We start from the raw sequence: 12,624 nt of genomic DNA, 5'->3' as shown, positions 1-12,624 counted from the left end.
ACTTGGCAAAGACGGCTAAAATGACAAATAAGCCCAAGGCGAAAAAAGATTTAATCAGCGTTCTCCTTAATTTACTTGTGAAGTTATCGGCTTTTTTAACGGTGGGAGCAGTCCTGCTTATAATAGGATATATAGTAATGAAAGGGGCGCCAAACTTAACGGCGGATTTATTTGCATGGGAATATACGTCGGATAACGGTTCATTGATGCCGGCGTTGGTAAATACTGTTTTTATGATTGTAATCGCGCTTATTATATCGGCTCCCATAGGTATTGCGGCGGCGATATTCCTTGTTGAATACTCGTCGCAGGGAAGCAGGCTTGTTAAAGTAATCAGGCTTACGGCGGAAACGCTTTCGGGAATACCGTCGATAGTTTACGGGCTTTTCGGGCTTTTGTTTTTTGTGACGGCGCTTAAATGGGGAATGTCGCTTATAGCCGGGGCATGTACGGTTGCGCTTATGATACTGCCGCTTATAATGAGAACGACGGAAGAGGCCCTGCTTTCAGTGCCTAAGGCGTACAGGGAAGGAAGCTTCGGGCTCGGCGCCGGAAAACTGCGCACAATATTCAGGATTGTTCTGCCTTCTGCCGTTCCGGGAATAATGGCGGGGATTATACTTGCCATAGGGCGTATAGTTGGCGAAACGGCCGCGCTTATGTATACTGCCGGCACTATCGCTGAGGCGGCAGGCGGAAAGGATTTCCTTTTCGATTCTACAAGAACCCTTGCGGTTCATATGTATAACCTTTCCTGCGAGGGGCTTTTTATAGATAAGGCATATGCCACGGCCTTTATACTTTTGATTGTTGTGATTGCGATAAACATGCTTTCTGGATTTATAGTTAAGAAATTTTCCAGGGACGGAGGAAAATAATGGATAAAATAACGGTTTCAAACCTTGATTTATATTACGGCGAATTTAAAGCGCTCAAAAACATAAACCTTAATATACCGGAAAAGGAAATAACTGCCTTTATAGGCCCCTCCGGATGCGGAAAAAGCACGCTTTTAAAATCAATCAACAGGATGAACGATATTGTGGAAGGGTGCAGGATAGAAGGTGAAATACTTTTAAACGGCGTTGATATATATAAGGATATTGACGTAAATATTTTAAGAAAAAGAGTGGGCATGGTGTTTCAAAATCCAAACCCGTTTCCCATGAGCGTATATGACAATATAGCATTCGGGCCGAGAACCCACGGCGTTAAAAATAAAAAAGAGCTTGACGCAATCGTTGAAAAATCGCTTCGTGACGCGGCTATTTGGGACGAAGTTAAAGACCGCCTGAAAAAAAGCGCGTTAGGCCTTTCGGGCGGACAGCAGCAGAGGATATGTATAGCCCGCGCCCTTGCCGTACAGCCGGAAGTTTTGCTTATGGACGAACCTACAAGCGCGCTTGATCCCATATCTACCCTTAAAATCGAAGATCTTGCGGCAGAACTTAAAAAGAACTATACCATTGTTATGGTTACCCACAATATGCAGCAGGCGGCGAGGATTTCTGACAAGACGGCATATTTTCATTTAGGTGAAGTAGTGGAATTCGGCGAAACGGAACAAATTTTCTCTATGCCGAAAAATAAACGCACAGAGGATTATATTACAGGGAGGTTTGGTTAATGAGAAAAAGGTTTGCACAGCAGCTTGAAATCCTCAACAGCGAAATGGTTGAAATGGGCGAGCTTTGCGAGAAAGCCATTAAAAACGCGGTACACGGCCTTGTGACCGGTGAAATGGGATATTCGAAGCTTGCGCGTCAGATGGCAGGAGAAATTGACGAAAAGGAACGATCGATTGAACAGCTCTGTTTAAAAATGATACTTCAGCAGCAGCCGGTTGCCGGGGATTTAAGGCAGATTTCCGCGGCGCTTAAAATGATAACGGACATGGAAAGGATAGGCGATCAGGCGGAGGATATAGCCGAAATAACACAGATGAACGATATTTCAACATGGGCTAAAAACGTGCCTGTCGCGCAAATGGCAAGCGTCGTTATGAAAATGGTTACGGAAAGTATCGACGCATATGTGGACAAGGATCTTGTTTTGGCAAAAAAAGTTATTGACGACGACGACACCGCCGACAGTTATTTTAACGAAATTAAAAACGAACTTATCGGCCTTATAACTAAGGACAGTAACTGCGGCGTTTATGCTATAGATTTGCTTATGATTTCAAAATACCTTGAAAGGATAGGCGACCATGCTACAAATATTGCGGAATGGGTTGAATATTCCGTAACGGGAATCCACAAAGGACAACACGACCAGTTGGGGCTTGTATAATTGCGCATACATGCTTTAGCTGATTTTTGATAAAGTGTATTGGCTGACGGTTACAATAATTCTTATATGCAATTTCCTCCAAATTTGCATGTTTACCCAATCCGCGGCCTATACATCTCGGGCTTTCTGTTTATTCTTCCTCCCAAGAGAATAAATACGAGGCCTTTTTTATTTGTACTGAAGCAGACGGTGCAAACGGAACTAACCGGAGTCTATGAGATTTGCTTTTATATTATAAATATGAGGTTTTGCTTTTTTCGCTTTGGATTTTTCAGATATCATGCATAATGGTTTTACGGATGCGGAATGGTAAGGACAGTTGCCGAGTTAAGGCCGCCATTAGCTGCTTAAAAGCAGTGAAAATGCGTGCCGAAGATGTGTTAAATAGTTTTGGGGCTATACTGTGCCGTTATGCCGGACTTACCCGTACATGCTTTGTAAACCGGGGTATAAATAATTTAAAATCGAAGGATATGTTAAAAATCAAATATGCTGACGCTGATTTGCGAAGTGTATAATAAATGAAAAGGCGTTTTATCCACGAGAAATTAACAGGATAAAACGCCTTTATAACTGGTATTACCTATTTTTTGTGAGAATATTACTTGCTTTTACAATCAGTATTCTTTACTTTGTAATCAGCCATACTTTGCTATAAAATGCACAGTCTAAATGCATGGTATGTACCGAACATATATTGCGCCCGTTTAAATGTTCATGCTTGCCATTGTGTTGGCGGCATAAGGCATTATGTATGTTGAAAGCTTTTCTTTACCGGTAAGCTTCTTGGCCAATTCTATGGCGTCTTCAACAGTTTCTGCCGTGTGAATGTCTGTTTTGGCAAACATTTCCGGCTTCATGCTGGATACAAGTATAAAATGGATTTGTGTCGCCACTTCAAAAAGCCTGAATCCCGTGAAACGTCCTATGCCGTAATTATCACGGAGATATATTTCCCTGTCAAGCATGTTGTCAAATTCAAAGGCGAATTTTTCGGTGTCGGGGTTGCCGAAACCTTCGCGGCATTCGGAAACAAGTATAAGAACGCCTTCTTTCGGCTTAATGGCGCCTATGGCGTTAAATACGGGTTTAACTCCCTGATAAAAGTTTATATCTTTTGGGTATCCGCAGGCAGAAGCTATTACGAGATCTGCTTGACGGTCTATTTTTACGCCGTCGATTTTTTTAACCAGCGCCGCCGCTTCCTCATGGGCTTTAATAACGTCGCCCGAGAAACATGCCGCTATTTTTTGTTCGCTGTTGACAACCGAATTTACTATGAAAGATATTTGTGCGAATTTTGCGGCTTCTATCATATCCATGTTAAGAGGATTGGTTTCGTCAAAAATACCGCAGGCGCAGGTTTCTATTGCTCCGCTTCCGGCCGGACCTGGTTTAAAATACATTTTATGGTTGTAGTTTATTGTGGAACGGCTTGAAATTCCCGGAAGTACGGTTTTCCTTCCGCCGCCGAACCCGGCTAAGAAATGGAAAACAACGCCGCCGACAAGTATCCTATGATCGCACGCCATAGCATGGGCATTAACCTGCATAACGTTTCCGTATGAAGAAACGCCGGTTTCCACAACTTCTCCGTCGCAAAGGTGGTTTTCTATCCGTATGCGTTTATAAAGATCCTCGCCGATAAGATTGATAAAATCTTCTTCTTCCTGAAGTCTGTGGGTGCCCACAGCGGCTATAAAAAGTATATCGCTGTCTTTAACGCCTATTTTATTGAGCTTTTCGACTAATATTTTGCATATAACGGCAGGTTTTGACCAAAGCCTTGTAACATCCGGAACAACTATGCATACTGTCTGCCCGGCCTTAACTATTTCTTCCAATTTAGGAGAGCCGATAGGGTTTTCAATGGATTTCCTTATTATTTCTTCCTCGTCAAGGCAAGGGATATCAACTTTATTTGGCTCAAGGACTTTTATTACATCTTCCTGAGGATATTCAAAGTCAATGTTTCCGTCGCCGTACCTGAAACTGTATTTAGCCATTTTGTTTCCCCCTTTGATAACAATAGACTGTAAATAAATGTAATAATATAATTCTATAATATCATTTGATAATTTTCATGTCAATTAATATATTCTCAGTATACTCGGATGCTGGAAGGAAGATAAAAAACGCCTTTTCAGGCGTTTAAAAGGTTTGTCGGTATGTTTTTATATTCGGTTTTCCATAAAGCGTAAAAGTTTTTTTAATACGCTTTATTTAAACTCCCTAATCATCCTTTCACGGAGAACATAAAGCTCCTCGGACAAATCGACAGGCACTGTGTGGGGGTTTGCCAAACGCCTATGCTCGTCCCAAAGGGTATTGAGCTCTTTTTGCGCGTATTCCCTGATTTCCATTGTTTTCGGCGAAGTATATACGCATTCGCCATTAACGAATACAGGTGTTAAAAGTTCCCTTAAATAATATGAACCGGGTTTGAGCTCCATCCTTTTCCATGTTGCCGTTTGGTCAAACAGCGTTAAAGGGTTGTTTTCGTCATAAGTTTCGTGTTCAAGGGTTATAAGGTCTGCTTTAATTTTATTTGTGGTTTTGTCATAAATCCTTATTACTTTTTTAATTCCCGGCAGGGTCACTTTTGAAGGATTATTTGAAAGCTTTATTTTAGGCACGAATTCGCCGGTTTCGTCAGTTTCGGCCGCAAGCTTGTAAACGCCGCCGAAAGCCGGACAGTCGTCGGAGGTTATAAGTTTTGTGCCGACGCCCCAAAGGGTTATTTTTGCTCCCTGAAGTTTAAGGCTTGCAATAAGGTTTTCGTCAAGGTCGCTGCTTGCGCTTATAATTGCGTCTTCAAATCCGGCGGCGTCGAGCATTTTTCTCGCCTGCTTTGATATATACGCAAGATCCCCGCTGTCAAGGCGTATTCCGTAGCCTTTAAGTGGATAGCCGGCTGCTTTCATTTCTTTAAAGCATTGTATAGCGTTCGGTATTCCCTGCTCAAGGGTATTGTATGTGTCCACAAGAAGAAGGCATGCGTCAGGAAACTTTTTTGCGTACGCCCTGAACGCTTCAAGCTCGCTTTGGAAACTCATTACCCAGCTGTGGGCATGGGTGCCCTTTACAGGCACGTCAAAAAGCTGGCCTGTAAGCACGTTGCTTGTGCCTACGCAGCCTCCTATAACGGCCGCCCTTGCGCCGTATGTGCCGGCGTCCGGTCCCTGCGCCCGCCTAAGGCCGAATTCCAAAACTGGATCTCCGCTTGCCGCCCATACAACCCTTGCGGCCTTTGTCGCTATAAGGCTTTGATGGTTTATTATATTTAACAATGCCGTTTCGACAAGCTGCGCTTCCATAATCGGCGCTTTTACCTGGAGTAGAGGTTCCATAGGGAAAACTACGGTTCCTTCCGGTATTGCCAGTATATCGCCTGAAAATTTGAAGTTTTTAAGATAGTTCAAAAATTCATCGTCAAATATGCCTAGACTTTTAAGGTAATTAAGCTGGCTGTCTGTAAATTTGAGATTTTTAATATATTCAATGGCCTGTTCAAGTCCACAGGTGATTGCAAAGCTTGCGTTTGAGGGATTTATCCTATAAAAAAGGTCAAAAACAACGGTTTTATTTTCCTGCGGCGAATTAAAATATCCCTGCATCATTGTAAGCTCATAAAGGTCGGTTAAAAGAGGCCAATTCTGAATATCCATGTGTATATACTCCTTTTTATAATATAAACATAACTATAAATAAATTAACAAACATTATACTCCGATTTTGCGGATATTTCAAACATATTTTTTAAAATCGCTTTCTGTTTTTAAATTCACCCCTTTACAAAAGAGGTTTAATAATATATAATCTAACGAACAGCATCAAGTTTTATCTTATTGCGGCAAATTCTCTTTGCCCGTCTGTTTTGCGAATAAAAAATCGGCGGCAAAACCGCCGTGACAAATATTTATATGTTAAAACGCAGTGATAAGGACAGTAAGCATTTTTCAAAAGCCAAAGCGAGGCGGGGAAGGTGGAAGCCCGCCGCAAGTAGGAAATGCCCAAAATCACCTTTTAGCGGCGCAGGCGAAATATTTAAGTAGCCGGCGACGGTTTTCCCTCCGTTAATCGGGCGGCGCTGTTTCGGCGCCTTCAAAGAGGGCATAATATATTTATGCCAATTCAGGTGGTACCGCGATCCCTCGTCCTGTATTTGCAGGACGGGGTTTTTTTATTGTTAATTAAGTTTTTAATATATTTATTATTTTAGGAGGAAAAGAAATGTACAGCAAAGTATCAACGAACCTTGACTTTGTGTCCAGAGAAAAGGCAATACTTGATTTCTGGAAAAAGAACGAAATCTTTAAAAAAAGTACCGAATTAAGATCCGGCGGCCCTAAGTTTACATGGTATGAAGGCCCGCCTACCGCCAACGGCAGGCCGCATATAGGCCATGTTATTACAAGGAGCGTTAAGGACATCATATTAAGATACAGGGTTATGAAAGGATATGATATTGTCCGCAAAGCGGGCTGGGATACCCATGGCCTCCCGGTAGAGCTTGAAGTCGAAAAAATGCTCGGCCTTGACGGCAAACCGCAGATTGAGGAATACGGCGTTGAGCCGTTTATACAAAAATGCAAGGAAAGCGTTTGGAAATATAAGTCCGAATGGGAGGACATGAGCGACCGCGTCGCTTTCTGGGCTGATATGGACTCCGCTTATGTAACGTACCACAATAACTATATAGAAAGCGTTTGGTGGGCGCTTAAAAAGATTTGGGACAAAGGCCTTTTGTACAAGGGACATAAAATCGTGCCTTACTGCCCTCGCTGCGGGACGGCTCTTTCAAGCCACGAGGTTGCTCAGGGATACAAAGACGTTAAGGAAATTTCCGCAATTGCAAAATTTAAAGTAAGGGATGCGGAAAACGAATATATACTCGCATGGACGACAACCCCTTGGACCCTTCCGTCAAACGTTGCCCTCGCCATGAACGAGAAGGAAACGTATGTTAAAATAAAAAAAGACGGCGAATTTCTCATACTTGCGGAAGCTCTCCTTAAATCTGTGCTGGGAGAGGACGCCGACTATGAAGTTGTTGAAACTAAAAAAGGCGCTGATTATGTGGGAGTGCGCTATTGGCCGCTTTTTGACTTTGTGGACGACGATGACAAAGGTTTCAGGGTTGTAACGGACGATTATGTTACGCTTACCGACGGTACGGGCGTTGTACACATTGCGCCTGCATTCGGTGAGGATGACGCCCGTCTCGGACGTAATTACGGCCTGCCTTTCCGCCAGTATGTGGACAGCCAGGGACTTTTTACAGAAGAAGTCAAACCATGGAAAGGCGTATTTGTTAAAGACGGCGACAAAATGGTGCTCGAATATCTCAAAGAAAAAGGGACTCTCTTTGCCGCTCTTAATTTTGAACACAGTTATCCGTTCTGCTGGAGGTGCGATACGCCGCTTCTTTATTATGCAAGGGATACATGGTTTATCGAAATGACAAAGGTAAGGGACAGGCTTGTTGCAAACAACCGTACAATAAACTGGTATCCCGACAATATAAAAGAGGGCCGTTTCGGAAAATTCCTCGAGAATGTTATCGACTGGGGATTAAGCCGCGAACGGTATTGGGGAACTCCGCTTCCCGTTTGGGAATGTGAATGCGGATGCCGCCATGTAATAGGCAGTATTGAAGAACTTAAATCAATGAGCGACGACTGCCCGGATGATATTGAACTTCACAAGCCTTTTATTGATGCGGTTCATATCAAATGTCCGGAATGCGGAAAGCAGATGACAAGGGTTTCGGAGGTTATAGACTGCTGGTTTGACAGCGGCGCAATGCCTTTTGCACAGTGGCACTACCCATTTGAAAATAAAGAGCTTTTTGAATCGCGTTTCCCGGCGGACTTTATTTCGGAGGCCATAGATCAGACAAGGGGCTGGTTCTATTCGCAGCTTGCAATATCAACTTTGCTTTTTGACAGCACGGATTATAAAAACTGTATTGTTTTGGGCCATGTGCTTGACAAAAACGGAATTAAGATGAGCAAGCATAAAGGAAATGTTGTGGATCCATGGTATATACTCGACAAGCAGGGTGCGGACGCTATCCGTTGGTATTTCTATGTCAACAGCGCTCCATGGCTGCCATGCCGTTTTGATGAGGATGCGGTGAGCGACCAGCAGAGGAAGTTTATGGGAACTCTTTGGAACACATACGCTTTCTATGTGCTTTATGCCGAAATTGACCAGTTTGATCCTACAAAGTACAGCCTTGAATACGACAAGCTCCCTCCGATGGACAAATGGGTGCTTTCAAAGCTTAATTCGGTTGTTAAATATGTTGACGAATGTCTTAACTCTTATAAAATTACGGAGCCGGCAAGGGCTATGCAGGAATTTGTGGACGATCTCAGCAACTGGTATGTAAGAAGGAGCCGCGAGCGTTTCTGGGGCAACGGCATGCCGCAGGATAAAGTTAACGCATATATGACACTTTACACTGTTCTTGTTACAATGAGCAAGCTTGCGGCGCCGTTTGTTCCTTATATAGTTGAGGACATATATTCAAACCTTGTAAGGACTTTTGACAAAAATGCCCCTGTAAGCGTGCATCTTGCTGATTATCCTTATGTTAAAGAAGAATGGATTGACAAGGAACTTGAGGCTAACATGGATACGGTTCTTCAGATTGTAGTGAAAGGGCGCGCCGCAAGGAATACTGCAAACATTAAAAACCGTCAGCCAATCGGCACAATGTATGTCAAGGCAGAAAAAGAACTTCCTGAAATGTTTGTAAATACGATAGCTGACGAGCTTAATGTTAAAAATGTTGTGTTTACACAGGATACGGACGCATTTGCAGGATACAGTCTCAAACCTCAGCTTAGGACATTGGGGCCTAAATACGGAAAACTTGTTCCGAAAATCGGACAGTTCCTCGCTTCATGCGATTCAAGTTCATATGTTGCCGAATTTAAAAAAGGAAATTCAATTACATTTGAAATTGACGGTACTGAAATTAACCTTGCCGAAAGCGATGTGCTTATTGAAACTACGGAAAAGGCCGGCTTTATTACGGAAGGCGATTTAAAGGTGACGGTTGTGCTTGATACGAACCTTACCGACGAACTTATCGAAGAAGGCTTTGTGCGTGAAATTGTAAGCAAAGTGCAGACAATGAGGAAAGAAGCCGGATTTGAAGTTATGGACAGGATAAATCTTTATTTTGCAGGCAATGACAAAGTTAAATGTATTGCCGAAAAGAACGGAGATATGATTAAAGGCGACGTGCTTGCCGACAGCATATCTTTTGACGGCTTAAAAGGCTATGAAAAAGAATGGAATGTAAACGGTGAAAAGGTAACGATAGCCGTAGAAAAAAACAATAAATAATAAACGGACGTATCGGCTGACTTCCATAAAAAAGGGAATCCCCCGTATAATTTAGTTATACGGGGGATTTTCTATTTGCAGAATACAGAAAATGAAGCGTATTGCCATTATAATACGGCGCAATAAATTCATCCGCTTTACTTATGACGACGCTTTCGGCTGTTTTTATAAAGACAAGGGTATCTGTTTTAAATATTGGATACGCTTTATCGCTATTTAAATTCTCAAAGGAGTTTTTTTCTATTTTTCTTCATGACGATTTATCCGCTCATGAACGTTATTATGTGAAAATCTGCGCTCATAATCGCATATTTGCTTCAGTTTACAATGGCGCACACGAAACGCGGGGAAAAATTTTCAACATTTCCGTGCCGCATACGGTTTGCATACTTGCCTGAAGGCATGCCTGCATATTTGCGCCTTGATTAACGAAAAATTTTATCCATGTGGAGTCAAAAAGTTAAGAAAGGCATCAGCGGTTTAAGGGCAAGGAGAAAGCATGCAGGCGTTGCCGGCGAGGCTTCAAATGCTTTTGACGCCTATATTATTCCGTTAATGCCCGTTTCCAACAGTGTATGATCTTGGAAACCGAAAATAAGTATTTTAAATATAAAACGTTTGATTTTATTTAGTAGTACGAATGTATAAAAATTGCATACAACGGCAAAAATCTTAGGGCGGAGGATTATGGCATCGGTATGATTAAGGAGTTGTTTTTATGTCGATATAGTGGATTTGACCAACTTTAAAACAGTATATACTGCATTTTTTGTTATATTATTGGTAATTTTGACTGTTTCATATTTTACTTTGTACGTGGCCAATGAAAAATGTTAAATTTTAAACAAAATTTTACAAAAATAATTTGAGTTAATTAAAAAACTTCGGCATAAATATCATTTATTTTTATCGTTTTGTGAGTTATAATGATAATAAGTCTGTTGCCTAAGGCTTACAAAGAGTGTGCATGCCGGGACGGATGTTCCGCTGCGCTTATCTTCATGCGGAAAAGCCGCATATTTCCTTTTTGCGTACAAGCCGCGGTTTAAAACAAAGGCGGATACTTGACGTATGTATATCGGAAAGCGCGGGATGTCCGCATTACTGTGTACAGGTTATGTGAGATAAGGCAAATGTTGGCTTTATATAGTTTTTTTATTTTCAAGGGGGAAATTTTAGATGAAAAAGAAAATCACAGTTCCAGAAATCATGGCAACAAAAGGCAGCGACAAAAAACTTTCAATGGTTACGTGCTATGATTACACATCGGCAACGCTTGTAAATGCATCTAAGGTAGATATGATTCTTGTAGGCGACTCTTTAGGCATGGTTATGCTTGGCTTAAAAGGCACTGTAGGCGTAACGGTAGACGATATGGTTTATCATATTAAACATGTTGTAAAAGGCGCTCCTGACACTTTTGTCGTAGGCGATATGCCTTTTGGCGCATACAACGGCGACATAAACAAGGCTGTTGAAAATGCAACAAGGATTTTCGCTGAAGGCGGATGTGACTGCGTTAAAATGGAAGGCGGCATGAACGCCGTTCCTTATATTGAAGCTGTTGTTAAAGCAGGTATCCCTGTAATGGGCCACATTGGTTTAACTCCTCAGTCCTCAGCTATGATGGGCGGTTTCAAGGTTCAGGGCAAGAGCAACGCGGCGGCTTTACATCTTCTTGAAACAGCTAAGGCTGTTGAAAAAGCAGGCGCTTTCCTTATCAACCTTGAAGGCATGCCATCCGGCGTTGCTAAGAAAATTACAGAAGAACTTACAATCCCTACAATGGGTATCGGCGCTGGCCCTCACTGCGATTCACAGGATCTCGTATGGCCTGATATTTTAGGAATGAGCGACTGGGTTCCAAAATTTGTTAAGAAATATGCTGATTTAAGGACAATCGTAATCGATGCCCTTGATACATTCGCTGATGAAGTTAACACAGGCGCATTCCCAACTCCTGAATATTCATATAACACAAAAGTCGAAGGCTTTGAAGAGTAATTAAAACTATAATAAATCCACATATTATTTAAAAACAGCATTAAAAAACGCTGTAAAAGGCTGCCTGAATTTTAGGCAGCCTTTTTTAATACATAATAATAATTATATTGAGTTATTTATTTCATTCCGTTAAATATATATTAGGCATACTGCGTAAGAGGTTAAGTGAAAGACGTATATATGCTTACGGATGTTTAGCGCTTGCGGGAAGTATATGTATTTTAAGCGTTATTTTAATATGAAGGCGGAGTTATACATATAAGCGCCGTAGCTTCTTCGTCGTTTGGGTTAAACGCCTTGTGTGGAATATTTTGGCGTATATAAATACTATCGCCTTTGTAAAGTTCTATATTTTCATCGCCGAGATCGATTATGAGCGAGCCGGAAAGCATGAGTATACATTTTTCGGCATTTGTATGCACAGAATAGTCGTCGCGGCTCCAGCTTTTTCCTTTTACCTTTATTTCTATTATTTCAAGCGCAACAGGCTCGATTTCACTTGAAGAAGTCGGAGTTAAGAATTCATAAACTATGTTGCTTTTAGGGAAAAGCACTTTTCTGCGCTGATCAACCCTTACTACAACGGCATGCTTTTCGGTGTCGTCAAGAAGCGTAAACATAGGCACCTGAAGCGCCGCCGATATTTTCCTGAGAGATGAAATAGACGGATCAACAATTTCCCTTTCTACTTGCGATATATAGCTAGAAGTAAGCCCGGTGGCATCAGAAAGGTCTTTAAGCGTAAGTTTTTTGCTTTTACGCGTTTCTCGTATTTTCTTTCCAAGCATAAAATTCTCCTTTATATTTAAACAATTAAGAAATACTTTATATTATAATTTGTCTATATACTAATAATAAACGTAAACAGCCACGATTTCAATATAAAAATAATAAAAAATTAAATTTATATGTCGAATTATGATGTTATGTATCGAGAATATTTATGCGAGTTAACATATTTATTAA

Annotated in this window: 8 protein-coding genes and 1 other annotated feature; of the genes, 5 read left to right on the top strand and 3 right to left on the bottom strand. The window is 41.6% G+C overall.

The window, feature by feature from the left end:
• Positions 1-20: 20 nt before the first annotated feature.
• The 3 genes from pstA to phoU are packed head-to-tail and all read left to right on the top strand — an operon-like array spanning position 21 to position 2,292.
• The gene (gene pstA, locus NE664_04810; protein MCQ4725984.1) at positions 21-878 is read left to right on the top strand and encodes a phosphate ABC transporter permease PstA; all 858 of its coding nucleotides are present in this window, start codon (positions 21-23) and stop codon (positions 876-878) included.
• Entirely contained in the window at positions 878-1,627 is a 750-nt protein-coding gene (gene pstB / locus NE664_04805) for a phosphate ABC transporter ATP-binding protein PstB (GenBank protein MCQ4725983.1), read from the top strand. The genes pstA and pstB overlap by 1 nt, the downstream gene beginning before the upstream one ends.
• A complete protein-coding gene (phoU, locus tag NE664_04800) occupies positions 1,627-2,292 on the top strand; it encodes a phosphate signaling complex protein PhoU (GenBank protein MCQ4725982.1) in 666 nt (221 codons plus the stop codon). Before pstB ends, phoU begins: the two co-directional genes overlap by 1 nt.
• A 707-nt stretch (positions 2,293-2,999) precedes the next feature.
• Here the strand turns inward: phoU and larA are convergent.
• A complete protein-coding gene (gene larA, locus NE664_04795) occupies positions 3,000-4,298 on the bottom strand; it encodes a nickel-dependent lactate racemase (GenBank protein MCQ4725981.1) in 1,299 nt (432 codons plus the stop codon).
• A 213-nt stretch (positions 4,299-4,511) separates the two neighbouring features.
• Positions 4,512-5,960 carry a nicotinate phosphoribosyltransferase gene (locus NE664_04790; GenBank protein ID MCQ4725980.1) on the bottom strand — a complete coding sequence of 483 codons (1,449 nt, stop codon included), beginning with the start codon at positions 5,958-5,960 and terminating at the stop codon, positions 4,512-4,514.
• Between the two features lie 259 nt (positions 5,961-6,219).
• Positions 6,220-6,457, top strand: a binding site (T-box leader).
• 68 nt (positions 6,458-6,525) lie between these two features.
• Between NE664_04790 and ileS the strand changes: the two genes are divergently transcribed.
• Together ileS and panB are read left to right on the top strand one after the other, a co-directional pair.
• Complete coding sequence (gene ileS, locus NE664_04785; GenBank protein MCQ4725979.1) at positions 6,526-9,654, top strand: isoleucine--tRNA ligase; 3,129 nt, start codon at positions 6,526-6,528, stop codon at positions 9,652-9,654.
• A gap of 1,179 nt (positions 9,655-10,833) precedes the next feature.
• Positions 10,834-11,658 (top strand): 3-methyl-2-oxobutanoate hydroxymethyltransferase, encoded by an 825-nt coding sequence (gene panB / locus NE664_04780; protein ID MCQ4725978.1) that lies wholly within the window; start codon positions 10,834-10,836, stop codon positions 11,656-11,658.
• 233 nt (positions 11,659-11,891) lie between these two features.
• On the opposite strand, the gene NE664_04775 is transcribed toward panB, so the two are convergent.
• Entirely contained in the window at positions 11,892-12,446 is a 555-nt protein-coding gene (locus NE664_04775; GenBank protein ID MCQ4725977.1) for an XRE family transcriptional regulator, read from the bottom strand.
• Positions 12,447-12,624 lie beyond the last annotated feature (178 nt).

The sequence above is a fragment of the Anaerotignum faecicola genome (assembly GCA_024460105.1).
In the GTDB taxonomy this organism is placed as follows: Bacteria; Bacillota; Clostridia; order Lachnospirales; family Anaerotignaceae; genus JANFXS01.
This window is presented reverse-complemented; position numbering and strand designations above follow the sequence as displayed.